General features: G+C 70.7%; 26 protein-coding genes and 1 tRNA gene. 8 read left to right on the top strand and 19 right to left on the bottom strand.

Annotated features, from left to right (window positions below; genetic code table 11):
* Positions 1-18: 18 nt before the first annotated feature.
* From ACIHFE_RS18000 to ACIHFE_RS17965, 8 genes are all read right to left on the bottom strand, one after another.
* On the bottom strand, positions 19-492 hold the full coding sequence (locus tag ACIHFE_RS18000; protein WP_400107573.1) for a hypothetical protein: 474 nt from the start codon (positions 490-492) through the stop codon (positions 19-21).
* 15 nt (positions 493-507) lie between these two features.
* The gene (locus ACIHFE_RS17995) at positions 508-1,458 is read right to left on the bottom strand and encodes a class I SAM-dependent methyltransferase (RefSeq protein WP_400107571.1); all 951 of its coding nucleotides are present in this window, start codon (positions 1,456-1,458) and stop codon (positions 508-510) included.
* A gap of 100 nt (positions 1,459-1,558) precedes the next feature.
* A complete protein-coding gene (locus ACIHFE_RS17990; RefSeq protein WP_400107569.1) occupies positions 1,559-1,822 on the bottom strand; it encodes an HNH endonuclease signature motif containing protein in 264 nt (87 codons plus the stop codon).
* Between the two features lie 145 nt (positions 1,823-1,967).
* The gene (locus ACIHFE_RS17985) at positions 1,968-2,171 is read right to left on the bottom strand and encodes an HNH endonuclease (protein WP_400107567.1); all 204 of its coding nucleotides are present in this window, start codon (positions 2,169-2,171) and stop codon (positions 1,968-1,970) included.
* A 210-nt stretch (positions 2,172-2,381) separates the two neighbouring features.
* Complete coding sequence (locus ACIHFE_RS17980; protein WP_400107565.1) at positions 2,382-2,792, bottom strand: hypothetical protein; 411 nt, start codon at positions 2,790-2,792, stop codon at positions 2,382-2,384.
* A gap of 40 nt (positions 2,793-2,832) precedes the next feature.
* Positions 2,833-2,912, bottom strand: a tRNA-Leu gene (locus ACIHFE_RS17975).
* A 485-nt stretch (positions 2,913-3,397) separates the two neighbouring features.
* On the bottom strand, positions 3,398-3,736 hold the full coding sequence (locus tag ACIHFE_RS17970) for a hypothetical protein (protein ID WP_400107563.1): 339 nt from the start codon (positions 3,734-3,736) through the stop codon (positions 3,398-3,400).
* A gap of 151 nt (positions 3,737-3,887) precedes the next feature.
* Complete coding sequence (locus tag ACIHFE_RS17965; protein ID WP_400107561.1) at positions 3,888-5,711, bottom strand: recombinase family protein; 1,824 nt, start codon at positions 5,709-5,711, stop codon at positions 3,888-3,890.
* 239 nt (positions 5,712-5,950) lie between these two features.
* Between ACIHFE_RS17965 and ACIHFE_RS17960 the strand changes: the two genes are divergently transcribed.
* Complete coding sequence (locus ACIHFE_RS17960; protein ID WP_400107559.1) at positions 5,951-7,222, top strand: D-alanyl-D-alanine carboxypeptidase family protein; 1,272 nt, start codon at positions 5,951-5,953, stop codon at positions 7,220-7,222.
* Here ACIHFE_RS17960 and ACIHFE_RS17955 read toward each other — a convergent pair.
* From ACIHFE_RS17955 to trpS, 3 genes are all read right to left on the bottom strand, one after another.
* Entirely contained in the window at positions 7,219-8,106 is an 888-nt protein-coding gene (locus ACIHFE_RS17955) for a YihY/virulence factor BrkB family protein (protein WP_400107557.1), read from the bottom strand. The genes ACIHFE_RS17960 and ACIHFE_RS17955 overlap by 4 nt on opposite strands.
* Before the next feature lie 32 nt (positions 8,107-8,138).
* Positions 8,139-8,729, bottom strand: a complete 591-nt coding sequence (locus ACIHFE_RS17950) for a 2'-5' RNA ligase family protein (RefSeq protein ID WP_400107555.1) — start codon at positions 8,727-8,729, stop codon at positions 8,139-8,141.
* Between the two features lie 100 nt (positions 8,730-8,829).
* The gene (trpS, locus tag ACIHFE_RS17945) at positions 8,830-9,843 is read right to left on the bottom strand and encodes a tryptophan--tRNA ligase (RefSeq protein ID WP_400107553.1); all 1,014 of its coding nucleotides are present in this window, start codon (positions 9,841-9,843) and stop codon (positions 8,830-8,832) included.
* Between the two features lie 115 nt (positions 9,844-9,958).
* On the opposite strand from trpS, the gene rocD reads away from it, so the two are divergent.
* Entirely contained in the window at positions 9,959-11,179 is a 1,221-nt protein-coding gene (gene rocD, locus ACIHFE_RS17940; protein WP_400107551.1) for an ornithine--oxo-acid transaminase, read from the top strand.
* On the opposite strand, the gene ACIHFE_RS17935 is transcribed toward rocD, so the two are convergent.
* Positions 11,121-12,161 carry an Lrp/AsnC family transcriptional regulator gene (locus ACIHFE_RS17935; protein WP_400107549.1) on the bottom strand — a complete coding sequence of 347 codons (1,041 nt, stop codon included), beginning with the start codon at positions 12,159-12,161 and terminating at the stop codon, positions 11,121-11,123. The two genes, rocD and ACIHFE_RS17935, sit on opposite strands and share 59 nt — an antisense overlap.
* Before the next feature lie 113 nt (positions 12,162-12,274).
* Between ACIHFE_RS17935 and ACIHFE_RS17930 the strand changes: the two genes are divergently transcribed.
* Both ACIHFE_RS17930 and ACIHFE_RS17925 read left to right on the top strand, forming a co-directional pair.
* On the top strand, positions 12,275-13,066 hold the full coding sequence (locus tag ACIHFE_RS17930; RefSeq protein WP_400107547.1) for an SAM-dependent methyltransferase: 792 nt from the start codon (positions 12,275-12,277) through the stop codon (positions 13,064-13,066).
* A gap of 45 nt (positions 13,067-13,111) precedes the next feature.
* Complete coding sequence (locus ACIHFE_RS17925; protein WP_400108025.1) at positions 13,112-13,966, top strand: hypothetical protein; 855 nt, start codon at positions 13,112-13,114, stop codon at positions 13,964-13,966.
* A gap of 158 nt (positions 13,967-14,124) precedes the next feature.
* Here the strand turns inward: ACIHFE_RS17925 and ACIHFE_RS17920 are convergent, their stop codons facing one another.
* Complete coding sequence (locus tag ACIHFE_RS17920) at positions 14,125-15,585, bottom strand: PLP-dependent aminotransferase family protein (protein WP_400107545.1); 1,461 nt, start codon at positions 15,583-15,585, stop codon at positions 14,125-14,127.
* Positions 15,586-15,632: 47 nt separating this feature from the next.
* Between ACIHFE_RS17920 and ACIHFE_RS17915 the strand changes: the two genes are divergently transcribed.
* From ACIHFE_RS17915 to ACIHFE_RS17900, 4 genes are read left to right on the top strand one after another with little or no spacing between them, the layout of a single operon-like run.
* Positions 15,633-16,109 carry a carboxymuconolactone decarboxylase family protein gene (locus ACIHFE_RS17915; protein ID WP_400107543.1) on the top strand — a complete coding sequence of 159 codons (477 nt, stop codon included), beginning with the start codon at positions 15,633-15,635 and terminating at the stop codon, positions 16,107-16,109.
* Between the two features lie 32 nt (positions 16,110-16,141).
* The gene (locus ACIHFE_RS17910) at positions 16,142-16,582 is read left to right on the top strand and encodes a carboxymuconolactone decarboxylase family protein (protein WP_400107541.1); all 441 of its coding nucleotides are present in this window, start codon (positions 16,142-16,144) and stop codon (positions 16,580-16,582) included.
* Positions 16,579-17,307, top strand: coding sequence for an isocitrate lyase/phosphoenolpyruvate mutase family protein (locus tag ACIHFE_RS17905; protein WP_400107540.1), 729 nt, complete (start codon positions 16,579-16,581; stop codon positions 17,305-17,307). The genes ACIHFE_RS17910 and ACIHFE_RS17905 overlap by 4 nt, the downstream gene beginning before the upstream one ends.
* A gap of 9 nt (positions 17,308-17,316) precedes the next feature.
* Positions 17,317-18,219: an aminoglycoside phosphotransferase family protein gene (locus ACIHFE_RS17900; RefSeq protein ID WP_400107538.1), complete on the top strand. Its 903-nt coding sequence runs from the start codon at positions 17,317-17,319 to the stop codon at positions 18,217-18,219.
* A gap of 106 nt (positions 18,220-18,325) precedes the next feature.
* On the opposite strand, the gene ACIHFE_RS17895 is transcribed toward ACIHFE_RS17900, so the two are convergent.
* The 6 genes from ACIHFE_RS17895 to ACIHFE_RS17870 all read right to left on the bottom strand — a co-directional run bounded on the left by ACIHFE_RS17895 (position 18,326) and on the right by ACIHFE_RS17870 (position 25,740).
* Entirely contained in the window at positions 18,326-18,613 is a 288-nt protein-coding gene (locus ACIHFE_RS17895) for a hypothetical protein (protein ID WP_400107536.1), read from the bottom strand.
* Positions 18,604-19,569: an ABC transporter substrate-binding protein gene (locus ACIHFE_RS17890; protein ID WP_400107534.1), complete on the bottom strand. Its 966-nt coding sequence runs from the start codon at positions 19,567-19,569 to the stop codon at positions 18,604-18,606. The genes ACIHFE_RS17895 and ACIHFE_RS17890 overlap by 10 nt, the downstream gene beginning before the upstream one ends.
* On the bottom strand, positions 19,562-21,523 hold the full coding sequence (locus ACIHFE_RS17885; RefSeq protein ID WP_400107532.1) for an ABC transporter permease subunit: 1,962 nt from the start codon (positions 21,521-21,523) through the stop codon (positions 19,562-19,564). The genes ACIHFE_RS17890 and ACIHFE_RS17885 overlap by 8 nt, the downstream gene beginning before the upstream one ends.
* Complete coding sequence (locus tag ACIHFE_RS17880; protein WP_400107530.1) at positions 21,520-22,578, bottom strand: glycine betaine/L-proline ABC transporter ATP-binding protein; 1,059 nt, start codon at positions 22,576-22,578, stop codon at positions 21,520-21,522. Before ACIHFE_RS17880 ends, ACIHFE_RS17885 begins: the two co-directional genes overlap by 4 nt.
* A complete protein-coding gene (locus ACIHFE_RS17875; protein ID WP_400107528.1) occupies positions 22,575-24,149 on the bottom strand; it encodes a GMC family oxidoreductase in 1,575 nt (524 codons plus the stop codon). Before ACIHFE_RS17875 ends, ACIHFE_RS17880 begins: the two co-directional genes overlap by 4 nt.
* 85 nt (positions 24,150-24,234) lie before the next feature.
* The gene (locus tag ACIHFE_RS17870; protein ID WP_400107526.1) at positions 24,235-25,740 is read right to left on the bottom strand and encodes an aldehyde dehydrogenase family protein; all 1,506 of its coding nucleotides are present in this window, start codon (positions 25,738-25,740) and stop codon (positions 24,235-24,237) included.
* Between the last annotated feature and the right edge of the window lie 190 nt (positions 25,741-25,930).

Raw genomic sequence — 25,930 nt, 5'->3', positions numbered from 1 at the left:
GATTGCCGGTCTGCATGACTACCCCCCTTCGGCGAACATGCCCTTGTAGGCGCTCAGGTCGAGGACGGCGGCAGGTTCAGCGGAAGGCGCCCCGGGGCTGGCCGTGTTGGCCATACGGCCCCGCAGGCGGTCAACGTGCGTGGCGCCCAACAGGCTTTCGTTCTGCCTGATTTCCTTCATGACCTCCAGCGCGGCGCGCACCTTGCGCGTGTCCTCGGCGTGCGCCGGGACGGTAAGGCGGTGGTAGCTGTCCACGAGGGGCAGCAGGGCGAGCAGGCGTTGCCAGTCCGTAGGCGCGAAGTGCGCCGCCTGCCCGCCTTCCGCCCACGTCTGCCACCATTCACGCGTGGCCTTGAGCCAGCGCTTAGGGGTGGGCAGGGGCGGGGCGGGCACCGCATCACGTGATGCGGTGGTCTCGCCGGGGCCAACGCCGAAGGTGTCGGCATTCCGGCGGCGCCGGTTCTCTTTAGGGGGAGGCCCGAAGCCTGCCATGCCTCCCCCTTCGCGCTAATACCTAGCAGGGACGGGGAGTTTCGCCGTTGCCCGCTTCGGGTCTCCCTTGACGAACGTCAGCACGTACTGATGATGACGGCCGACCTTCCGCGAGGGGCGCCACTGATTGCCCAGCCGCATAGCGGTGGTGCCGATGACGTTCAACAGGATGCCGTCGTTGTAAAACCGTGCGCCCGCGTCCTCATGGGCGGCGATCGTCAGAGGAACGAGCCCGCGCATCAGGCCCTTTGTGTCCCGCACTTCGCCAACTACCCACGTACAGAACGCGTCGTCGGCGAGGCAGCGCACCGACTCGGCGATAACGTGCCGGTACGCGTCCTCAAACGCAGACCACCGCATAGCGGAGAGGTCTGCCGGATGGTCGCTGTAGCGCTCAAGGTTGTGGTACGGCGGGCACGTGAACACGTAGTCAAAGCCGCCACCAGGAAGGGTCGGCAGGATCTCGCCGGAGTCGCCAACAAGCCATTCCGGATCAGCGGCGAGCAGGCCACGTGCCCGCCAGTCCGCCGCCGTCTCCTCGTTCGCGTCCACCTGGACCGGCGACAGGTCAATGCCCGTGTACCGGTAGCCGCCGTTTCCGGCGACCAGGCCGCGAACGGAGCCGCCCGCGAAGGGGTCGAGAACCTTGCCGCCTTCCGGGCAGTACCAGGTGTAACAAGCCTCAGCCAGGACCGGGTCAAAGGTGGAGAGTCCGCCACTCAGGGCGCCCATGCGCGCGCCGAACTTCCCGTCGGTCTCCCACGTCGTCACATGCTCGCGCCCTGCGCGGCTGTTCAGGCCGAGGTCTTCCCACACCCGACGGCGCTGCGTCCACGGCCCGAGGTCGCTGCGCAGGACAGAGAACGGATGGATTCCGGGAATGGCCCCGGACCCGGCGGACAACAGTCCGTCAGCACTACCAAAAAGCACAGGCACCCCCGCCCCGCCGCCCGCGAGGGGAGGCATCAGAAAAACCCTCAGACCCGTACACGGACGGGCGCGCTATTGGCCCCCGGCTCGGGTCGGAGCCGCAGGGGGGTCACCCCCCACCCTGCGTGATCAGATTTCACGGACCGTTGTCAGCGTCGTTTGTGACGTCGCGTGAATCGCGAAGAGATTTCAGCATTTGAGTTCGCGCTGAACCTTGACTTTCACGCTTTCGTTCGCGTCTTTCACGCTTGGCGTTCGCAGCGTTCGCGCCTTCTGTCGCGCTCTTCTTCGCGTGATGGAAGCGGCAAAGAGCCTGAAGGTTGCCAGCGTCGTGGTTGTCGCCCGGCTCGATGTGGTCAACGTCGGTGGCGAGGAGTCCGCACAGCGTGCCGGTATCCACGCGCACCCACTGACAGAGCCAGCGGTCACGCTGCAAGACGTGCGCGCGACGCATCGGCCAGTCGGCGGGCAGCCTGTCACGGCGGGTACTGCCCGCCCACCTGCCACTAGCCCCCATGCCCCCACACACCCCCGGCTGCCCGGGGCTAGAACGGGGGTACCCCTGCTCCAAAGTCGGCCCGGGTCTTCATCTTGTGGCACGGACGGCAAAGGAACTGCGTATTCTCCGGCACGTCCTCACCCCCTAGAGACAGGGGCGTTATATGGTCGACGTCGACGGCGGAGGCGAGGAAGGATAGGCGGCACTTAGCGCACCGCACATATCCCGCCCTGCGTGCCGCCTTCCGCATGAGCACTGCCGCGTTACGGCCATGAGCTAGAGCCTCACGGCGCTTGCGGCGCGAACGGCGTGAAGGGGTGCCCTCATACGCCTTATGGTGGGCGGGGCAGCGCCCCTTGAGGGTCGCCCACTCCCGACAGTCAAGACACCGCGCACGCATGGAACCCCCATCACTCGTCCCCGGAGGGGCACCGCATCACGTGATGCGGTGGTCAGTCCGTTAGGCGGCGACGTAGGAACCGGTCACAGTCAGAATCTCGCCCTTGGTCGCGCCGTCGCCGCCATAGAACGCTGTAACGTTCCGCAGGGCAGAGCCGTTCTCAATGCCGACAACGCGCAGACGGTCAATCTGCGCGCCGTCCGAGCCCGCGTAAATCTGCGCCTGGCCCGCCCAGACGCCATGGTCAGCGTCCCGGCCGTCGAGGCTCAGTGCGAACACGTAGCGGGCGCCGGGCTTAGCCGGAACCGGCAGGGTGAGGCCGAAGCCGCCCGTATCGGCGGAAACGGTCTCACGCTTGGCGACAATGTCGGCGGTGAAGGTGACCACGTCGCCGCTCTTGCTGAACGCGCCGGAACCGGCGGTGCCGTCGGCGCCCTTGACGTTCGTCAGCCGGGGAGTCCAGGTGGGCATGCACACTCCTTTGAATCACCGACCCGTGCGGCCGGTTGCATGGTGCCCGCCCCCGGATTCGAACCGGGACTGTCCGCCTTCTTAAGGGCGGCGCCTCCTTGCCAGTTGGGCTAGGCGGGCCTGAAGAGCGGGGCGGACTCAGTCCGCCGTATCCGTGGCTATGCGCCGCATTGTGAGGGTGCGCGGTAATCGCCCCGCTCTCTACCCTTACTAGAGCGTGAGGGTTACCTGGAGCGGTGCCGTTTCCGGTGCTTTCCGCATCCTGCCGGGTGACGCCCGCCATAGTGCGGTGAAACGGTGATTCGAGGGTCATTCTGGTTTTCTCTATAGGTTTCTTATGGCATTCCAGAAAACGCCAAGAACCACCGTTCCACCGCACTCCGCCCGCCGACCGGCAGCGCTCCCGGCGTCCATGCGAGACAAGACGTATCGTCTCGTTCAATGCTCAAAAAGAAGCCCCCGCCCGGCGTCCCGAGCGGGGGTGCGAGACCGGCACTTGAGGATGAGAGCCCTGGCATTCGCGACTGCCGAAGGGCCCGCGCTCACCCCGGAGGGTTTGTATCCGGCCTACACGATGACCAGCGTAGGGGCACGAGGAGTGCGCGTCAGGACGATTTCTTGCCGGGGCCGTCCGGCCACGCGACCGCATCAAGGCGGGCGTCCAGCTCCCCCATGCCCGGCTGGTCGAACAGTCGCGCCGCCGCTTCGTTCGCCGTCAGCTCCGGCCGCACTGCCTCTTGAATCTCCTCGACGGTCACCCCGAGCGCCGCCGCGAGCCGGGGCGCATCCACCACGGCCACGCCGCTCGTACGGATCAGCGCCGCCGTGAGTCGGATGGTCTTCCGCGTCTCCTGGTCGTCGTCCACGTCCCATCCGGCCGACCGGGCCTGATCGAGCAACCAGCGCGTGAAAGCTGTGTCCTTGATGGTGTAGTCACGTTCCATAGGGCCAGCGTAGGGGCCGCCATCCCGGCCGTCTGCGGGCACGAGAGAGCCCCCGCAGGCCACTTGGGGCTCACGGGGGCTCTGTGTGGCCGTCTCCGGCCTTCTGGGATGCTGTGGGCAGTCCCGGCGGGGTACCGACCCGCCGGGACGCCTAGACAGCCGTCAGTGCAGGTTCCGCCGTTTCGTCGGCCTCTTCGTCATCGTCGGGGAGCTTGCACCACTCGAACGTGATTCGCTGCTCTACCGGAATGAACCGGTTGTCGTCGTCACGCCCGCGCCCGACTGACACCCCGTCAAGGAAGAAGCTCAGGAACTCGCGGCGCTTGTAGACGTCCCACGCCGCCCACAGGGAGTTATCCCCAATGGGGTCGTCGCCCATGGTCAGCCACTCCGGCGGGATACGCACCGATGTCGCTGTCTTTTCGTCCAGTTCCGCAATACGCGCGTTGCACCGGTCTTCATACGCGTGGTACTGCTCCATAGTTGCGCGCCAGACGGCAAGCTCCTGGGCGCCTCGGTAGACCCCGGCCTTTCGGTCCGCTTGAAGTTCCCGGATGGACTCGCGCACATGGTCGAGGTGCGCCTGAGTTTCGCGGCGCTCTTTCTCGACTCCGGCCAAGTCCTTTTGGCGGGCGAATCGCAAAGCGGCTGCCGCCATCCAATTGCGGTCCTCTTCGTTACCCATGTCGGCGTTGATGAGCCGCGCCCACACCCGCCCGGCAACGTATCCGTCGGCGTCCTTGCGCTTGATGGCAAGTCCGCCGTGGCCCTTGGGGTTGGAGCACATGTAATAGTCCTGCCCGCCATTGTTATGGCTCTGCCCCATCGATCCGGTACACCGCCCGCAGGTCGAGAAGCGCCACCCGCTCAGGAGAGTAGGGCTAGCCTCTCCGCCGGGCTGCCTATGGGCCTTTGCGCGTGACTTGCGCTTCTCCTGAAGCTCCAGCCATTTATCTCCGCTGATAATTCCTCGGTGCGGCGTAAGGGGCGCCCCGGTCTCGTCTCGCGCAACGACATTGACGTATGACTTGCCGCGCTTTACACGCTCAGTCGCGAATCCGCCAATCGCCGGGTGATTCAAAATCCAGCGGACGGTTTGATCTCTCCACACGATCGGGCCGTCCTTGCCGGTTAGACGACGCTTCTTGATTGCCTCCATGCGCTTCGGTGTCGCCCGGCTTTTCGCGTTGCCAGGGATCGGCCTTTTCTCCTCCGCAAGGATTTTGGCTATCTTGGTGTCCGCCTTTCCGTCGAAAGACAGCTCAATCATTCGCTCTACAGCGGCAACGTGGTCCGGATTATCCTCGTCGGGCTCAAGTATTGAGACAACGAGATTGCCGATCTTCTCCCGGACGGCGCGCATTCCGAAGGGGGGAGAGCTGGAGTGCCGTCCGCCGACGGCCTGAATCTCGTTCTTTGCGCCCTTCAGCCTTGCAGCCTTGATGTCGGAATCCTGCTTAGCGAGAGCCGCAATAAGCGCGAAGATTGCGACACCGATAGCGCTGTTGGTGTCAAGGAACGGTTCGAGGACGGAAACGAAGCGAACGCCGTACTTCTTGAATTCCTTGTCGATTTCAAGGGCGTCATGTGCGCCTTGACGGGTGAGCCGTGACAGCTCGTTGACTATGACCACGTCAAGCTCACCGGCACGGACGGCGGCCATCAGGTCGTCAAAACCGGGGCGGACGACCTTGGGGTCCCATCCGGACCGACCAACGTCCTTGAGCCTGTGTGTAACCGTCCAGGGGACTCCGCCACTCTTGGTACGTGCCACTGCAAGGGCTTCGCCTGCCGCTATCTGCGCCTCGGGTGATGCTTCCGACGCGTCAGGACGAGCTGACGATTGCCGGGCATAGATGCCTACGCGGACAACATCAAGCCCATGAGTGGGTATGCCCGGAGCAACCAACGCCCCTGTCATCACATCTTCGTACACGCGGTCTGACCTGCGCTTTCGGTTGTCGGTGATCAGCACAGGTTAGTTTCCTATGAAAGGTGATCCAGATGAACCAGCTCCACACTCCGAAGGCGAGCAGGAACCAGGACACGGGGCGCGAGAGGGTCGCGGGGGTTCGGGGGACGGCGTCCCCGGAAGAATTCACCATGGGTTTCAGTATGCGATCCGGATCGACGACTGGTCCTATCGGGTCCTCGGGTCACTCACCTGCCACTGACAAGGCGCCCGGGCTGCCGGGGGAAGGTACGTTCACCAGCGTGCCGAACCCCACATCACTTCCCGCGCGGCGGACCGCCGCGCTGGCGGCCGCGGCGGCCATGCTGCTGCTTCCGCTGGCCACGGCCGCCCCCGCCCTGGCGACGCCGCACCCCAGGGCCACGCACCAGCCGCACCCCCCGGCCGACGCCAAGGGCCATCCGGCGAAGCAACCGCCCGCCCGGATGTCCACGGTGGGCGGCGAACTGCTCGGCAAGCCGGGCCCGCAGGTGCAACTGCAGCCGGGGGCACCGGAACTGCCCAAGGAGCTGAGCGGGGACTCCTGGCTGGTGGCGGACGCGGAGTCAGGGGAGGTGCTGGCGGCCAAGAACGCGCACTGGAAGCTGCCGCCGGCCTCCACCCTGAAGATGCTCTTCGCCGACACCGTGCTGCCCAAGTTCCCCCGGACCCAGGAGCACAAGGTGGTCTCCGCCGACCTGGAGGGCATGGGCGAGGGCAGCAGCCAGGTGGGCATCAAGGAGGAGTCCACCTACACGGTGCACGACCTGTGGCTGGGCGTCTTCCTGCGCTCGGGCAATGACGCGGTGCATGTGCTGGCCGCGATGAACGGAGGGGTGGCGCAGACGGTGAAGGACATGCAGGCCCACGCCGAGCAGTTGCAGGCCAATGACACCCATGTGATCACCCCGGACGGCTATGACGCCGACGGCCAGGTCTCCAGCGCCTATGACCTGACCCTGTTCGCCCGCTCCGGCCTGCAGAAGGCGGACTTCCGCGAGTACTGCGCCACCGCCACCGCCCAGTTCCCCGGCGAGGAGAAGAAGGGCAAGAAGCGGGAGAGTTTCGGCATCCAGAACACCAACCGGCTGCTGACCGGCAACGGGGTGCCGGTCTACAAGGGCATCGCCGGGGTGAAGAACGGCTCCACCACCAATGCCGGCAACACCTTCACCGGTGTCGCCCAGCATGACGGCAAGAAGCTGCTGGTGACCGTGATGAACCCGGAGACCAAGGAGCCGAACGAGGTCTACAAGGAGACCGCGCGGCTCTTCGACTGGGGCTTTGAGGCGGCCGGGCACGTCAAGCCGGTGGGCCTGCTGGTGCCGCCGCTGAACGAGGGCCCCAAGGGGGCCGACGGCAGCAAGGGGCAGGGTGCCGCCCAGGCGGCCTCGGCGTCCTCCGGCGGCGGTGGCGGGATGTGGACGGCGGTCGGGGTCGGCGCGGGTGCGCTGGTGGCTCTGGGCGCGGCGGCGTTTGTGGTGCACCGGAAGTGGCCGCTGCCGGATCTGGTGCGGCGGCGTCCGCGGTCCTAGCGTTCGCGGTTCGGCTGCGGCTCGTCCGTGGCTGGTCGCGCCCGCGCCCCGGTCGGCGCGGGCGTGGCCGTCCAGGCCGCGCAGTAGAGGGTCAGCTTGGCCATGAAGTTGATCCACAGCAGCAGGGCGACGGGGGTGCCGAAGGCGCCGTACATGCTCCGGCCCGCCACATGGCCCAGATAGCCGCTGAGCACCAGCTTGAGCACCTCCAGGCCGATGGCGCCGATCAGCGCACCACCGATCAGCGGGCGGCGGTGCGGCCGCACCCCCGGCAGCCGGGACAGTACGAACAGCATCACCAGGAAGTCGGCCAGCGCGGCCACGGCGATTCCGGCCACGGAGAGCACCGGGGAGGGCAGCCCGGCCCGGTGCGCGGCCCAGCTCACCCCGGCCGAGGCAAAGGCCGAGCAGCCCAGTGAGACCAGCAGCACACAGCCCAGGCCGATCAGCACGGCGGCGTCCTTGAGCTTGAGCAGCACCGGGTTGCCGGGGTCCTCCTCCAGCTCCCAGACCGCGCGCAGGCACTCCCGCAGCGAGCTCACCCAGCCGACGCCGGTGAACAGCAGCAGCGCCCCGGCCACCAGGCCGACCGTGCCCGCGTTGTCCACAAAGGAGCCCAGGTCCAGGCTGCTGGACAGGCCGGGGACCTGCTGGGCGAGGTCGTGTTCCAGGGAGCGCACCCGGTCCTGGCTGAGCAGCGCGGCGGCGATGGCCGCGCCCACGGTGAGCAGCGGGAACAGGGCGAGGAAGCTGGTGAAGGTGATGGTGGCGGCCAGCCGGTTCCATTTGACCCGGGCGAGGGTCTCATAGGAGTGCCAGGCGTGGGTGCCCATCAGGCGGGCGAGCGGGGGGCCGATCAGCGGCAGGCGGGTGAGCCGGTCCATGATCCACGCCTACCCCGGTTCCGGCCCGCTGCTCACACCCGGCGGGGCTCGGGGAAGGCTCCGGCCTGGCGCGGTACCACCGGCGGCGCCGGGCTCACCCCGGCCCCAAAGGGAAAGTCGCGCTCAAGGCGCCAGATACCGTCCTCTCCCTGCTCATAGAGCGCAAAGCCCTCGATGGTCCAGGCCGCCTCGTAGTCCGCCAGCTCCGCGTAGGCCCGGTCCATGGCCTCCTCGGGGATGCCATGCGCCACGGTGACATGCGGGTGGTAGGGGAACTGCAGCTCCCGGGCCAGCGGCCCGGCCGCGTCCCGTACCCGCTTCTGCAGCCAGGCGCAGTCGGCCGAGCCCTCGGCGACCTTGACGAAGACCACCGGGGACAGCGGCCGGAAGGTGCCCGTGCCGGACAGCCGCATCCGGAACGGCCGTCCGCGCGCCGCCACCTCCGCCAGATGTGCCTCCACCCCGGGCAGCGCCTCGGCGTCCACCTCGGTGGGCGGCAGCAGGGTGACATGCGTGGGGATGCCGTGCGCGTGCGGGTCGCCGAAGCCCTCACGGCGCTTCTGGAGGAAGCTGCCGTACGGCTCCGGGACGGCGATCGAAACGCCGAGCGTCACCGTCCCCATCAGTTCTCCCTCCAGTGCGCCTGTAGTCCCCGTGGTCAGTGTGGCGGCTGCGCCAGGCCGCTGCCAGATGTCCGGGCCGGTCCCGGCCCGGACCGGTCCGTCAGTGCTTGGCGGGCAGGAAGCCCACCTTCTCGTACGCCTGGGCCAGGGTCTCGGCCGCCACGGCGCGGGCCTTCTCGGCACCCTTGGCCAGGATCGAGTCCAGGGTCTCCGGGTCGTCCAGGTACTCCTGGGTGCGGGCGCGGAACGGGGTCACCCACTCCACCATGACCTCGGCGAGGTCGGTCTTGAGCGCACCGTAGCCCTTGCCCTCGTAGTTCCGCTCCAGTTCCGCGATTGTGGTGCCGGTGAGGGTGGAGTAAATGGTCAGCAGGTTGCTGACGCCCGGCTTGTGCTCGCGGTCGAAGCGGATCACGGTGTCGGTGTCGGTGACCGCGCTCTTGATCTTCTTGGCGGAGACCTTGGGCTCGTCCAGCAGGTTGACCAGGCCCTTGGGCGTGGCGGCCGACTTGCTCATCTTGGCCGTCGGGTCCTGCAGGTCGTAGATCTTGGCGGTCTCGCGGACGATATGCGCGGCGGGCAGGGTGAAGGTCTCGCCGAAGCGGCTGTTGAAGCGCTCGGCCAGGTCCCGGGTGAGTTCGACGTGCTGACGCTGGTCCTCACCCACCGGAACCGCGTTCGCCTGGTACAGCAGGATGTCGGCGACCTGGAGGACCGGGTAGGTGAACAGGCCGACCGTGGTGCGGTCGGCGCCGTGCCGGGCGGACTTGTCCTTGAACTGGGTCATCCGGGACGCCTCGCCGAAGCCGGTGAGGCAGTTCATCACCCAGGCGAGCTGCGCGTGCTCGGGTACATGGCTCTGGACGAACAGGGTGCAGCGGTCCGGGTCCAGGCCCGCCGCCAGCAGCTGGGCGGCGGCGACGCGGGTGTTGGACCGCAGCTCGGCCGGGTCCTGCGGAACGGTGATCGCGTGCAGGTCGACGACCATGTAGAACGCGTCATGGCTCTCCTGCAGCGCCACGTACTGGCGTACGGCACCGAGGTAGTTGCCGAGGTGGAACGAGCCGGCCGTGGGCTGGATACCGGAGAGAGCGCGCGGACGATCAAGAGCCATGCCCTCATTCTCTCAGGTGCGGCGGCGCTTCCTTGCCGACGGCCCGGTCACGTGGCCGGTTCCCGGTGTTAGAAAGGCGTCAGACAGCATGCGCCGACCTTGAACGGAGAGCACGTTGACCGCTAAGCCACCCGCGTCCACGGAACGCAGCATCGCCGCCGCCGAGGCTCATAGTGCGCACAACTACCATCCGCTGCCGGTGGTGGTGGCCAGCGCCCAGGGGGCGTGGATGACCGATGTCGAGGGGCGCCGCTACCTCGACATGCTCGCCGGGTACTCGGCGCTCAACTTCGGCCATGGCAACTCCCGTTTGATCAACGCCGCCAAGGCCCAGCTGGACCGGGTCACGCTCACCTCGCGCGCCTTCCACCACGACCGTTTCGCCCAGTTCTGCAGTGAACTGGCCGCGCTCTGCGGCAAGGAGATGGTGCTGCCGATGAACACCGGCGCGGAGGCCGTGGAAACGGCGGTGAAGACCGCGCGCAAGTGGGGCTACCGGGTCAAGGGCGTACCGGACGGCAAGGCGAAGATCATCGTCGCCGGCGACAACTTCCATGGCCGCACCACCACCATCATCAGCTTCTCCACGGATCCGGAGGCCCGGGCCGACTACGGCCCCTACACCCCCGGCTTCGAGATCGTTCCCTATGGCGACCTGGCCGCCCTGGCGGCGGCGGTCGACGAGCACACGGTGGCCGTGCTGCTGGAGCCGATCCAGGGCGAGGCGGGGGTGCTGGTGCCGCCGCCCGGCTATCTGGCGGGGGTGCGGCGGCTGACCGCCGAGCGGAACGTGCTGTTCATCGCGGATGAGATCCAGTCCGGCCTGGGGCGCACCGGGAAGACCTTCGCCTGTGAGCACGAGGGCGTGGAGCCGGATGTGTATGTCCTGGGCAAGGCGCTGGGCGGCGGGGTGGTGCCGGTGTCCGCGGTGGTCGCCTCCCGCGAGGTGCTGGGCGTGTTCCGCCCCGGCGAGCATGGCTCGACCTTCGGCGGCAACCCGCTGGCCTGCGCGGTGGCCCTGGAGGTGCTCGCCCTTCTGCGGACCGGCGAGTTCCAGGAGCGCGCCACCGAGCTGGGCGAACACCTGCACCGCGAACTGGGCCAGCTGGCCACCGCGGGCGCGGTGGAGGCGGTGCGCGGCCGCGGCCTGTGGGCGGGGGTGGACATCGCCCCGTCCCTGGGCACCGGCCGGGAGATCTCCGAGCGGCTGATGGACCGCGGCGTCCTGGTCAAGGACACCCATGGCTCCACCATCCGGATCGCTCCCCCGCTGGTGATCAGCAAGGAGGACCTGGACTGGGGGCTGGACCAGCTGCGGGCGGTGCTGACCGGCTGAGTCCGCCGGGCCGGCGGGCGGGCACCAGTACCGTGCCCGCCTGCTTGATGTACCGGGTGACCGGGGTGGTCTCGGCGCCCAGGACGCCGGGCAGGGCGCCGATCCGGGTGGCCAGATAGCCGTAGAGGTCATCGGCGTCCCGGCAGGCGACCACGGCCACCACATTGCTCCGGCCGGTGGTGACGGCCGCATAGGCCACCTCGGGGTGGGCGGCCAGGGCCTTGGTCACCCGGTCCAGCTCGGCGGGCAGCACGGTGAGCCAGAGCATCGCCCCGAAGCCCCGGCCGTAGAGCGCCGGGTCGATCTCGATGTCGAAGTACAGCGCCCCCGCCCGCCGCAGCTCCTCCAGCCGGCGCCGGACCGAGGACTGCGACCAGCCGGTGGCGGCGGCCAGATCGGGCACCACGGCCCGGCCGTCCCCGGCCAGCACCCCGAACAGCCGCTCGTCCCCCTCGGTGAGCCGCACGGTGCGGGACGGGTCCACCGGCCGGGCCAGCGCCGCCGCCTGCTCCGGCTCCAGCGCCGAGGTACGGCCGGACCAGCCCGCCGCCCCGGCCACCTTGCGCAGCTCGCACTGGGCGGTCACCGAGGTCAGCGAAGCGGTCCGGGGCAGTTTCGGCAGCAGCAGGCTGCCGTTGAGCGAGCCCTCGCGGGCCTGGATCACACAGGTGATCTCGGTGCCGCCGGAGGACAGCCCCACCCATGCGGTGTCCGCCCGCCGCACCAGCGCCGCGGCCACCGGCATGGCCGCCTGTGGCGCGCACTGGATGCGGACGAACCACTCCACCATGCCCACCCGGCGCGCGTCCGGCAGCCCCACCACCCGCAACACCCCGGCGCCGCGCAGCCGTTGGTAGCGGCGGGCCACCGTGCGGTCGGAGCTGCCGAGCACGGCGGCGATCCGGCTGAACGAGGCCCGGCCGTCCAGTTGCAGGGCATGTATCAACTGCCTGTCCAGCGCGTCGAGTACGACTGATTCCACCGCCCAACGGTATCCGAGTGTCGCATTCGCGCGGCAGGCCGGGGATTCCCTTCGGCTCGGGCCGAGTTGGGGCAGCCTGGCGTCCGCACCTTCACCAAACGAAAGGAACACCGATGTCCGGACTCGACCCGGTGGCCGGCACCGCCTTGCTGACCGCCGCCCTGCGCGACCGCGAATCCCGGCGGCCCGACCGGCTCTTCGACGACCCGCTGGCCGGGCTGCTGGCCGGGGAGGCCGGCCGGGCGCAGGCCGAAGCCTTCGGCGAGCAGCCCGCCATCGCGGTGCGCACCCGCTACTTCGACGAGCGGCTCGCCCGGATCACCGGCGCCGGGGACGGACCCCGGCAACTGGTGCTGCCGGCCGCGGGCATGGACACCCGCGCCCACCGGCTGCCCTTCCCCGCCGGCAGCACCTGCTACGAGGCGGACCGGCCGGAGCTGCTGGAGCTGAAGAACTCCCTGCTGGCCCAGGCGCCGGCCGCCACCTGCCGGCGGGTCACCGTCCCCGCGGACCTGGCCGCCGACTGGCCGGCCGCGCTGGCCGCGGCCGGCTTCTCGCCGGAGGAGCCCACCTGCTGGCTGGTCGAGGGCCTCACCCAGTACCTCCAGGAACCCGATGTCCTCCGGCTGTTCGACCGGATCGCCGAGCTCTCGGCCCCGGGCAGCCACCTGCTCACCGACTTTGTCTCCGCGAGCCTGCTGGCCGACCCCGCGTCCCGCCCGATGCTGGACGGGATGGCGGCGCGGGGAGCCGCCTGGCACTACGGGACGGACGATCCGCGGCCGCTGCTCACCGAGCGCGGCTGGGAGGTGGAGCTGACCGACTTCGCCGAGTTCGGCCGGAGCCTGGGCCGCTGGCCGGACGAGCCCAGGCCGGGCGGTCATCTGGTGCACGCGTTCCGCTGAGAACCGGACCGCGCCGGGCCTACAGTCGCCCCTGTGATCCTCGGCATGCTCTGCGCCCTCGGCTCCGCGGTCTGCTTCGGCACCGCCTCCGTCCTCCAGGCCGTGGCGGCCCGGGCCGCCGCCCCCGGCAGCGGCTCCGGCGTCGACCCGGTGCTGCTGGTACGGGCGGCGCGACAGTGGCGCTATCTGGCCGGACTGGGCCTGGACGGTCTGGGCTTCCTGCTGGAGCTGGTGGCCCTGCGCACCCTGCCGATCTACGCGGTGGGTGCCGCGCTCGCCGCCAGCCTGGCGGTGACCGCGGTGGTGGCCGCCGAGGTGCTGAAGGTGCGGCTGAGCGGGGTGGAGTGGGCGGCCGTGGCCGTGGTCTGCGGCGGCCTGGCCATGCTGGGCCTGGCCGCCGGCGCCGAGGGCCACCGCACCGGCTCCACCGGCCTGCGCCTGGGGGTGCTGGCGGTGGCCGCCGGGGTCCTGGCCATCGGCGCCCTGGGCGGCCGCCTGCCCGGACGGGCCCGGGCCGCGGTGCTGGGCCTGGGCGCGGGCCTGGGCTTCGGGGTGGTGGAGGTCGCCGTCCGCCTGATCGATGACCTCTCCCCGGCCGGCCTGCTCACCAACCCGGCCCTCTATGCCCTCCTGCTGGGCGGCGGCGCGGCGTTCCTGCTGCTCACCTCGGCGTTGCAGCGCGGATCGGTGACGGCCGCCACGGCCGGGATGGTGATCGGGGAGACGGTGGGGCCGGCGCTGGTGGGGGTCGCCTGGCTGGACGACCGCACCCGGCCCGGCCTGGCTCCGCTGGCCATCGCCGGGTTTGTCCTCGCGGTCCTGGGGGCGCTGGCCCTGGCCCGCTTCGGAGAGGCGAACGCCTCCGGCGGAGTTGAGGGTTCGGGGGGCGGGCCTCGCTGAGGTGCGTCTTCAGGTGCGGGCCGTTTGTGGCTGGTCGCGCAGTTCCCCGCGCCCCTTCCGGGGCGCCCCGGAAGGCGCCGAGGCGCTGCGTCCGGGGCGGTTGGTCAAGGGCCATCAGACACCTAGGTCCGCGCAGGAAACGCGGCCCGACTCCTCGCTCACCCCCCGGCGGGCCCCGGCAACACCCGCAGCAATGCCTCCAGCGCCCCCGGGAACGCATGGTCCGGCGGCGTGCCATAGGCCACGATCAGCCCGTCGAAGGCGCGCTCCCCCCGGTCCTCCGCCTCGTCCTCCCCCTCGCTGTAGCGGAACCGGCTCAGCCCGTCCATTGCCAGGCCGTCCCACGCCGCCGCCCGCAGTACGTCCTGTTCCGTCCCGGGCGGCAGCCGGAGCACCACATGCAGCCCGGCCGCGATGCCGGTCACCCCGATATGCGGGGCCCGCCCGGCCAGTGCCGCCACCAGTTCGTCCCGCCGGCGGCGGTAGCGCAGCCGCATCGACCGCACATGGCGGTCGTACGCACCGGAGTTGATGAACTCCGCCAGGGTCAGCTGGTCCAGTGCGCTGTTCCCCCACTCCCCCGTGCTCTTGACCGCCAGTACCTCGTCCACCAGATGCTCCGGCAGCACCAGCCACCCCAGCCGCAGCCCGGGGGCCAGGGACTTGCTGGCCGTACCGCAGTAGACGACCTGCTCCGGCGCCAGGCCCTGCAGGGCGCCGACCGGCTGGCGGTCGTAGCGGAACTCCCCGTCGTAGTCGTCCTCCAGGATCAGTCCGTCCACCCGGGACGCCCACCGCACCACCGCCGCCCGCCGGCCCGGGTGCAGCGGCACCCCGGTCGGGAACTGGTGGGCGGGGCTGAGCAGCACCGCCCGCAGGTCCGTACGGTCGTCCAACTCCGCTACCTGTGCGCCGTGTTCGTCCAGCGGCAGCGGGGACAGCCGCAGACCCGCCCGCTCCAGGGCCTGGTGGTGGTACCACAGCCCGTAGCGCTCGATGCCGGCCGCCGCTATCCCGCGCCGCCGCAGTACCCGCCCCAGCAGGGCCAGTCCCTGCATAAACCCGGCACAGACCACGATCCGCTCCGGGTCGGTGCGCACCCCGCGGGCCCGTGCCAGGTAGTCGGCCAGGGCAGCGCGCAGCTCCGGGCGTCCCCGGCCGTCGCCATAGCCGAAGGCGGTGTGCGGGGCGGCGCTCAGCGCCCGGCGCGCGGCCGCCAGCCAGGCCGTGCGCGGGAAGGCGGACACATCCGGGGAGCCGGGCCGCAGGTCGTACGCGGGACGGGCGACGGCCGGCACCGGACGGGCCCGCCGGGCCGCCGGACGGGGTGCCGGGCGCGGGGCGACCCGGGTGCCGGAGCCCTGCCGGGCGGTCAGCCAGCCCTCCGCGACCAGCTCGCCATAGGCGTCGGCGACGGTGTTGCGGGCCAGCCCCAGGTCGGTGGCGAGCGAGCGGGAGGACGGCAGCCGAGTGCCGGCCACCAGCCGCCCGGAGCGCACCGCCTCCCGCAGCGCGCGGATCAGCGCGGCCCGTACCCCGCCCGGACCGGACAGGTCCAGATGCAGGTCGACGCCCGCCACATCCGCCACGGCCTCCGAAATGGCCCAGGAATTCCTCATGGGAATGGACCATACCCATGGGCCTTCCGGGGCGTAGCGTCGCTGCCATGACGAACGCACCCAGCCCGCGGATGCACTTCTCGCGGCTCGCACCCGAGGTCTACCGGGCGCTGGCCGGCGTCGAGACCGCCGCCAAGAAGGACCTGGACCCCACCCTGATCGAGCTGATCAAGATCCGTGCCTCCCAGCTCAACCACTGCGCCTTCTGCATCGATATGCACACCACCGACGCGCTGGCGGACGGTGAGCGCCCGGAGCGGATCCATCTGCTCAACGCCTGGGAGGAGGCGGCCGGTTACTACACCGAGCGGGAACGGGCCGCGCTCGCCCTCACCGAGGCGGTCACCGTCCTCACCGACGGCTTTGTCCCGGACGAGGTCTACGACCGCGCCGCCGAGCACTTCGACGAGACCGAACTGGCCCATGTCATCGGCGTGATCGTCGCCATCAACGCCTGGAACCGGATCGGTGTCACCACCCGGATGACCCCCGGCACCTACCGGGCCGCCCCCGTCAAGCACTGACCTCCTACGCCGAGGAAAGCGAGAACTCCGTCATGTCGTCCCGTCAGGGCAAGCTGCCCGCCGAGGTCTACCAGGCGATCCATGCCGCGACCGGCGCCGCCAAGAAGGGCCTCGACCCCACCCTGGTCGAACTGGTCCTGATCCGCGCCTCGCAGGTCAACCACTGCGCCTTCTGTATCGACATGCATGTCAAGGACGCGCTGGCGGGCGGCGAACGCGCGGAGCGCATTCATCTGCTGGCCGCCTGGGAGGAGGCCACCGGCCTCTACACCGAGCGGGAACGGGCCGCGCTCGCCCTCACCGAGGCGGTCACCGTCCTCACCGACGGCTTTGTCCCGGACGAGGTCTATGACCGCGCCGCCGAGCACTTCGACACCACCCAGCTGTCCCACCTGGTCTCGCTGATCGGCGTCATCAACTTCTGGAACCGCTACAACGTCGCCTTCCGCACTTCCCCGGGCAACTTCCGGTGACCGCCGCCACGCTGCGCGCCCTGCACCACGGCCGGGCCGCCGGTGATCCGCTGGTGCTGCCCGGGCCCTGGGACGCGGCCAGCGCCCGGGTCTTCGCCGAGGCCGGCTTCCCGGCCCTGGCCACGCCTAGCGCGGGGGTCTCGGCGGCGCTGGGGTACGCGGACGGCCAGGCGCCGCCCGCCGAGATGTTCGCCGCCCTCGCCCGGATCACCCGCGCCGTCGAGGTGCCGGTCACCGCGGATGTGGAGGCCGGCTATGGCCTGCCGCCCGCGGAACTGGTGGTACGGCTGCTGGAGGCCGGCGCGGCCGGCTGCAACCTGGAGGACAGCGACCCCGCCACCGGGCAGCTCAGGGACCCCGGGGAGCAGGCCGACTATCTGGCGGTGGTACGGGCCGAGGCGGGCGACGCCCTGTTCATCAACGCCCGGGTGGACACCTATCTGCGCGGTGTCACCGGCCTGGACCAGGCCCTGGACCGGGCCCGCCGCTATACGGAGGCCGGCGCCGACTGCCTCTACCCGATCCTCGCCTCCCCCGGGCAGCTGGCCGAGTTCGCCACGGCGGTCACCCTGCCGGTCAACGCCATCGCCCTGCCCACCGGCCCCACCCCCCGGGAGCTGGGCGAACTGGGCGCCGCCCGGATCACCTTCGGCGGCGGCCTGCACCGCAAGGCCATGACGGCCCTCGCGGACAGCGCCCGGGAGCTGCGCGCCGCCTGCTGCTAGGTTCCCCCAATGCTCCTGATACCAGAGGGATTTGCCCAGCACACCATCGACCGCGAGGGCGAGCCGGGACGCGCCTGGCTCGCCTCGCTGCCGGACCTGGCGGACGAACTGCTGCACCGCTGGCAGTGCGTGCGCACCACCGATCCCGTGGTGCACGGCATGGTGGGCCTGGTCCTCCCGGTCCACCGGGCCGACGGCACCCCGGCCATGCTCAAGATCTCCTTCCCGCACCATGGGAACGTCCATGAGCCGGACGCCTTCGCGGCCTGGCGGGGGCGGGGCGCGGTACGGCTCCTGGAACGGGACGACCCCCGGTTCGCCATGCTCCTGGAGCGGGCGGGCGAGTCCACCCTCGCCCAACTCCCCTCCGCCGACGAGGCGATGGCCGTCGCCGGGCAGCTGGCCCGGCGCCTGGCCGTCCCCGCGCCGCCCGCCCTGCCGCGCCTGCGCGACCGCATCCCCGAGTGGCAGGAACAACTCCCCAAGGACGCCGCCCGGCTGGGCCACCCGCTGCCCGCCCGCACCCTGGACGCGGCCCTGGCCACCCTCCGCGAACTGGGCCCCGACCAGCCGGACACCCTGCTCCACGGCGACCTGCACGCCAACAACGTCCTGCGGGCCGACCGCGAACCCTGGCTGGCCGTCGACCCCAAGGGCTGGGCCGGCGACCCGGCTTATGACGCCTACACCACCCTGCGCAGCCGCGCCCACGACCTGCTCACCGCCACCGATGTACGCACCGCCCTGCTGCGCCGTCTGACCATCTTCGCCGAAGCGGCCGACTGCGCCCCCGAACGAGCCGTGCGCTGGGCCCAGTTCCGCGCCACCATGGCCGCGCACTGGGGACGGGACAACGGCGAGCCGGAGTGGATGGTGGCGGCTTACGAGACGATGGCGGGGTTGCTGGCGTAGGGCGGGCCGGGGTCGGCCTTGGCCCGCAATGCGATGGCGATGTCCGCCAGGTCGATGGCAGCCTCGCGGGCCTGCTCATCAGGAGCCGCGTCCCGTCGGGCACCGCCTACCGCGCCACCCCCTTCAACGCCTCCAACTCCCCCCGCCACAGCCGGATATACGCGGTCAACTGGGCGCGGTCGTCCGCCGGAACGGCCCGCTTGAGGGTGAGCAGCCGCATGGCGCGCTCGCGCAGGCGGTCGCCCTCGGAGTCGTCGGGGGAGGCGTCCGCCAGGGCCAGGTACTGGCCGGCCAGGCGGGTCGCCGTTTCGGTGAAGATGTCGTGCACCACCTCGGTGCCGACGCGGTCGTAGGGATCACTCGCGTCCTGACGACCGGGCGTCGTCACAACCATGTCTTCCACTCCTCCGGATGTGTGTGAACCCACCGCTTGGCCGCCTCCTCCGCGGACAGCTTGTCCTCGGCCATCAGCTGGGAGACCTCGTTCTGGTCCTGCTTGGTCCAGTGGAACTTCTTCAGGAACCGGGCCGCCGCCCCGCCCTTGCGGGCGAAGTCGGCGTTGAGGAACTTCTTCAGGGGGGTGGTGGGGTACGCGCAGTCCACCGACGCCGGATCCTTGGTGCCCTTGGCGTCGCAGGCCGCGTTGTAGGGCGGCAGCCTGACCTCGGTCATGGGCACTTCGTTGAACAGCCACTGCGGCTCGTACCAGTAGGTCAGGAACGGCCGCTTCTCCTTGGCGAACTGCTTGAGCTGGGTGATCTGCGCCGCCTCCGAACCGGCGAACACCACCTGGTAGTTCAGCTTGAGGTTGTTCACCAGGGCCTTGTCGTGGGTGACATAGGACGGCGAGCCGTCCAGCAGCTGGCCCTTGCCGCCGCTCTCGGGGGTGCGCAGCTGGTCCGCGTACTTGTCGAGGTTCTTCCAGTCGGTGACATCGGGGTGGGCGTCGGCGAAGTACTTGGGCACCCACCAGCCGATATGGCCGGTGACGCCCAGCTGTCCGCCGTCCACCACCGTCTTCTTGTCGGTCACATAGCGCTTCTCCTGGTCGGGGTGGCCCCAGTCCTCCAGGATGGCGTCCACCCGGCCCTGGCTGAGTGCGTCCCAGGCGGGGACCTCGTCCACCTGGACGGTGTCCACCCGGTAGCCCAGTTCGTGCTCCAGCAGGTATTGCGCCACCGCCTCGTTGGCACGGGCGCCCACCCAGGACTGTACGGACAGGGTGACGCTCTTGGCGCCCGCCGCGTTGGCGTAGGGCGAGCCCTGCTTGGTCATGTCGGCGGCACCGCAGCCGGTGACGGCCAGCAGGCCGAACGCGGCGGCGGCGGTGAGCAGAGTGCGGCTACGCATCGCGCGCTCCCTTCGTCGGCTGGGTGACCCGGTCCAGCATCAGTCCCAGGCAGGCGATGGAGACGCCCGCGACCAGCCCGGTGGCCAGGTCGCCCTGGGCGAGGCCGAAGACCACGTCGTAGCCGAGGGCACCGCCGCCGACCAGGCCGCCGATGATGACGACGGACAGGACGAGGACCACGGCCTGGTTGACGGCCAGCAGCAACTCGGCGCGGGCCAGGGGGAATTGGACATGCAGCAGTTGCTGGCCGCTGGTGGCGCCCAGGGAGCGGGCGGACTCCATGGCGGAGGGGTCGGCGCGGCGCAGGCCCTGGCCCGCGATGCGGATCACGGCGGGCAAGGCATAGACCACGGCCGCGGCGGCGGCCGGGGCGCGGCCCACACCGAACAGGGCGACCACCGGGATCAGATAGACAAACTGCGGCATGGTCTGGAAGACGTCCAGGACGGGGCGCAGCAGCCGCTCGACGCGGGTGCTGCGGGCCACCGCGATGGCGGCCGCGAAGCCGATCAGGAGGGTGACGGCCACGGCGGCCAGCACCTGGGAGAGGGTGTCCATGGCGGCGTCCCAGCGGCCCAGCACACCGATGGCGGCGAGTGAGAGCACGGCGGTGAGGGTGGTGCGCCAGGTGCCGATGGGCCAGGCGAGCAGGGCGACCAGGAGGAGGGCGGCCCACCAGGGGAGGGCCTGGAGGCCGTCCCGGAGCGGGTCCAGCACCCAGCCGGTGTAGTGGGCGGCCCAGTCGGCGGTGCCGCCGATGCCGGGGATGCCGCTGTAGAGGTGGTCGACCATCCAGTCCTTGGCCCGGTTGACCGGGGCGGCGATGGTGACGGTCCAGCCGTCGGGCCAGGACTGGGTTCCGGCGACGGCGGCCGCCGCCACGGCGAGCAGGCCGGTGGCCCACACCGCCGCGGTCCGGGTGCGGCCCGGTGCGCGGCGGGCGTCCGCGGCGGCGCGGCCCGCCGTCATCCGGTCCAGGGTGATCGCCAGCAGCACGATCGGGACGCCGGCCGCGAGGGCCGCGCCCACGTCCACCGTGGACAGGGCCTGGTAGACCCGGTCGCCCAGGCCGTCGGCGCCGATCACGGAGGCGATCACGGCCATGGACAGGGCCATCATGATGGTCTGGTTGACGCCCAGCAGCAACTGCCGCCGGGCCAGCGGGAGTCGGGCGGTGCGCAGGCGCTGCCAACCGGTGGCGCCCAGGGATTCCACCGCCTCCAGCACGCCCCGGTCCGTGGAGCGCAGGCCGAGCGCGGTGAGCCGGGCCATCGGCGGGGCGGCATAGACCACGGTGGCCAGCACCGCGGGGGCCACGCCGATGCCGAAGACCAGCACCACGGGCAGCAGATAGGCGAAGGCGGGCAGCGCCTGCATGGTGTCCAGGACGGGCCGCAGCAGGCGGAACACCCGCTCGGAGAGCCCGGCGGCCAGGCCCAGCAGCGCGCCCACCGCGATGGACGCGGCGACCGCGACGACCATCAGGGCCAGCGTCCGCATGGTCGGCACCCACATGCCCAGCAGGCCGCACACCGCGAAGGAGAGCACTGCCGTGACGGCGGCCCGGGTCCCGGCGGCGCGCCAGGCGATCAGCCCGGCGGCCGCGGTGACCCCGGCCCAGCCGAGGGCCAGCAGCAGCAGGTAGACGGCCCGGACCGAGCCGATGATGGCCTGGCTGATGTACCCGAAGAAGTACAGGAAGACCCAGTGGCTGTCGCGGTTGTTGACGATCCAGTCATTGGCCCGGCCCAGCGGGCCGGTCAGCGAGACGGTCAGCTCATGGGGCCAGCTGCCGCTGCCCCAGAGGGCGTTGGCGACCGGGCCGAGCAGCGCCCCGGCCACCAGCAGGGCCAGCACCTTGCGGGCGCCGGGCCGGCGCAGCAGCCGGCCCGCGGCGGCGGGGAGATCGGACACCGGAGTGGTGGTACGGGTGGTGGTACTGGTGATGCTCATGCCGCGGCTTTCTCGATCCGGTTCCGGCCGTCCAGGCCCGCGACCACACGGAGCAGGCAGGCGGAGTCGACCACCCCCACACAGCGCCCCTTGTCCACCACCCGGGCCGAGCCGCCGTCCCGGGCGACCAGGTCGATGGCGTCGGCGACGGTGGTGCCGGGGCTGACCGCGGGGCCGCTGTCCGCCTCGCCGAGGGCGACCGGGCGCATGGCCCGGCGCACGGTGATCACCTGCTCGCGGGGGACGTCCCGGACGAAGTCGCGGACATAGTCGTCGGCCGGGGAGCCGACGATCTCCTCCGGGGTGCCGCACTGCACCAGGCGGCCGTCGCGCAGCAGCGCGATGCGGTCGCCGACGCGCAGCGCCTCGGAGAGGTCATGGGTGATGAAGACCATGGTGCGGCCCTCGTCCCGGTGCAGCCGGACCACCTCGTCCTGCATATCGCGGCGGATCAGCGGGTCCAGGGCGCTGAACGGCTCGTCGAACAGCAGCACTTCGGGGTCGGCGGCCAGTGCCCGGGCCAGGCCGACCCGCTGCTGCTGGCCGCCGGAGAGCTGGGTGGGGCGGCGCAGTTCCAGGCCGGCCAGGCCCACCTTCTCCACCATCTCGGCGGCCTTGGCGCGGCGTTCGGCCTTGGCCATGCCCTGGATCTCCAGGCCGTAGGCCACATTGTCCAGTACGGTGCGGTGCGGCAGCAGCCCGAAGTGCTGGAAGACCATGGCCGCGCGGTGCCGGCGCAGTTCGCGCAGCGCGTTCTTGTCCATGGCGCACACATCCTCGCCGTCGATGGCGATGGTGCCGCTGGTGGGCTCTATCAGCCGGGTGAGGCAGCGCACCAGGGTGGACTTGCCGGAGCCGGACAGGCCCATGACGACAAAGACCTCGCCGGGGCGGACATCGAAGGAGATGTCGCGGACGGCGGCGGTGCAGCCGGTGCGGCGGCGGAGCTCCTCCGGGTCGAGGTCGGCCAGTTCACCGCCGGGGACACGCCCGGCCTTGGGGCCGAAGACCTTCCAGAGGTTGCGGACGGCGAAGACGGGCTGGTTTCCGTTCACCGGCCGTCACCTCCCGCCTGGGGACCCTGGACAAGCAGCTCGGCACACTTCTCTCCCACCATCAGCACTCCGATCATCGGGTTGACCGCGGGCATGGTCGGGAACACCGAGGCGTCGGCTATCCGCAGTCCCTTCAGTCCGCGTACCCGCAACTGCGGGTCGACCACCGCCAGTTCATCGTCCGCGGCGCCCATCCGGCAGGTTCCGGCCGGGTGGTAGACGGTGTGCGCCACCTTGCGCGCGTACTCGCTGAGCTCCTCGTCGCCGGTGATCTCCGGGCCGGGGCACACCTCGCGCTTGAGCCAGCCGGCCAGCGGCTCGGTGGCGGCTATCTCCCGGGCCAGGCGGATTCCGTCGACCAGGGTCCGGGCGTCGTAGTCGTCCTCGTCGGTGAAGTACCGGAAGTCCAGGGCGGGTTTGACGGCGGGGTCGGCGCTGGTGAGGAAGAGCCGGCCACGGCTGTGCGGCTTGGGGATGTTGGGGGTCATCGACACCCCGTGCGCGGGCCGTTGATAGCCCAGCCGCTCCGGGTTGTCGGTGAAGGGGATCTGGTAGAAGTGGAACATCAGGTCCGGACCGTTGGCGGCCGGGTCGCGCTGGACGAACAGGCCGGCGTCGGAGTCCATCGCGGAGTTCTCCGGAATGGGGCCGTCGGTCTCCCAGACGATCACCGACTCCGGATGGTCCAGCAGGTTCTCGCCGACACCCGGCAGGTCGTGCACCACCTCGATGCCCAGCGCCGCCAGGTCGCCCTTGGGGCCGATGCCGGAGTGCAGCAGCAGCCGGGGGGTGTCCACCGCGCCCGCGCAGAGCACCACTTCGCGGCGCGCCCGGACCAGCAGCTCGGTGCCGTCCTGGGTGCGGGCGCGCACCCCCGTCGCCCGGTCGCCGTCCAGTTCCAGCCGGTGCACCCAGGTCTCCAGCAGGATGCGGAGGTTGGGGCGGTCACCGGCCTCGATATGCGGGTGGAGGTAGGCGACGGAGGCGGAGGAGCGCTTGTTGTTCTCCGGGTGGTAGGCCAGGTCGAAGAAGCCGGCGCCCTCATGGAAGGGCCTCTTGTTGAAGCCCTCCACCCGGGGCACATCGGCGGCCCGCTGCGCGGCCGCCACAAAGTCGCGGGCGATGGCGTTGCGGTCCTTCTCGTCCACCGGGACGATGTTGTTGCGCAGCCGGTCGAAGTAGGGGTCCATGGATGCGGCGTCCCAGCCCTCGGCGCCCGCGGTCGCCCACTCGTCCCAGTCGCCGGGCAGCGGCTTGAAGGAGATCAGGGTGTTGTGCGAGGAGCACCCGCCGAGCACCCGGGCCCGGCTGTGCCGGATATGCGAATTGCCTCGCGGCTGGGGCGTGGTGGGGTAGTCATAGTCCAGGTCGCCGCCGAGCAGGCCGAGCCAGCGGCGCAGCGTCAGTACATCGGGGCGGTCGATGTCGGAGGGGCCGCCCTCGATGACCACAACGGTGGTCCCCGGGTCCTCGGCGAGCCGGGAGGCGATCACCGATCCCGCGGTGCCACCGCCGACCACGACATAGTCGGCCTCGATCTTCTCCACTGCGGGCTCCACTGCGGGCTCCATTGCGGGCTTCTCCACTGCGGGGGGCATGGGGGTACTCCTGAAGTCGGTCGGACGTGGTAACTGGCCTGGCTGCGCGCCCGGTTGCTCAGCCGGCGAACCAGCGCACCGGGCGGGGTGCGAGGTTCTGGTAGATGTGCTTGGCCTCCCGGTACTCGGCGAGACCGGAGGGGCCCAGCTCACGTCCGATGCCGGACTTGCCGAAGCCGCCCCACTCCGCCTGGGGCAGGTAGGGGTGGTAGTCGTTGATCCACACCGTGCCGTGGCGCAGCCGCCCGGCGACCCGGCGGGCGCGGCCCGCGTCCTTGGTCCAGACGGCGCCCGCCAGCCCGTACTCGGTGTCATTGGCGAGGGCGATGGCCTCGTCCTCGGTGCGGAAGGTCTCCACGGTGAGGATGGGGCCGAAGGTCTCCTCGCGGATCACCTTCATGCCGCGGTTGCAGCGGTCCAGCACGGTGGGCTCGTAGAAGTAGCCGGTGGCGGGCCGGTCCTCGGCCGGTTCGGGGCGGGCGCCGCCGCAGCGCAGTACGGCGCCCTCGCGCAGGGCGGCGGCGACATACCCCTCCACCTTGGCCAGTTGGGCGGCCGATACCAGCGGCCCGCACTCCACGTCCTTGGCGGTGCCCCGGCCCAGCCGGATCTTCTGGGCGCGGCGGGCGAGTTCGGCGACAAAGCGCTCACGTACCGATGCCTCGATGATCAGGCGGGAGCCGGCCGAGCAGACCTGGCCGCTGTGGATGAAGGCGGCGTTGAGCGCCTGGTCCACGGCGGTGTCGAAGTCCTCGTCGGTGGCGCAGGCGTCGGCGAAGACCACATTGGGGTTCTTGCCGCCGAGTTCCAGGGCCACCTTCTTCACCGAGGGGGCGGCGGCCTGCATCACCCGGGTGCCGCTGGCCAGTCCGCCGGTGAAGGAGACCAGGTCGACCTGGGGGTGCTCGGCGAGCCGGGCGCCCACCGGGTCGCCGGCGCCGGTGACGATATTGGCCACACCGGCCGGGAGTCCGGCCTCCACCAGCAGCCGGATCAGATGGGCGGTGGACAGCGGGGTGATCTCACTGGGCTTGACCACAAAGGTGTTGCCGGCCGCCAGCGCCGGGGCGATCTTCCAACTGGCCTGGAGCAGCGGGTAGTTCCAGGGGGTGATCAGGGCGCAGACGCCCACCGGCTCATGCACCACCACGCTGTGCACCTGAGCGCTGCCGGCGTCCACCACGCGGCCGCCGCCCTCGTTGACCACCAGGTCGGCGAAGTACCGGAAGGCGTTGGTGACATCGTCGACGTCAACCCGCCCTTCCTCCAGGGTCTTTCCGGTGTCCTGGCTCTCGGTGAGCGCGATGGTCTCCCGGTCGCGCTGCAGCAGCTCCGCCACCCGGCGCAGCAGGGCGGCGCGTTCGGCGACCGGAGTGTGCGGCCAGGGCCCGTGATCAAAGGCCCGCCGCGCGGCGGCGACCGCCGCGTCCGTGTCCTCGGCGCCGCCTTCGGAGACCACGGCGAGGGTCGTGCCGTCGGCGGGGTCCAGCACCTCCCGCCGCGTACCGGCCGCGGCGGCGCGCCAGACACCGTCGACATGGATCGTCTCGACGTGGCGTGTCATTCCTCTGTCCTCCGGTCGTGAGCTGTGCCGTCGCCGACAAACGAGGGTCGACAACGGGCGGCGCCTAACCCGAACCGCGGAACGTATGCCCTTTTTCTCGCAAAGCGTGAGCTGAATCACTTGAAGCGGGTGTGGACGGGCCACCGCTCCGTCGCTTTCCCGCCAGACCGGGACCGAGGCTCCTTGCTGG

Source organism: Streptomyces sp. NPDC052396, from assembly GCF_044593195.1.
Classification (GTDB): domain Bacteria; phylum Actinomycetota; class Actinomycetes; order Streptomycetales; family Streptomycetaceae; genus Streptomyces.
Note: the sequence above shows the minus strand (reverse complement) of the source record. Positions and strands in the feature narration are given on the sequence as shown.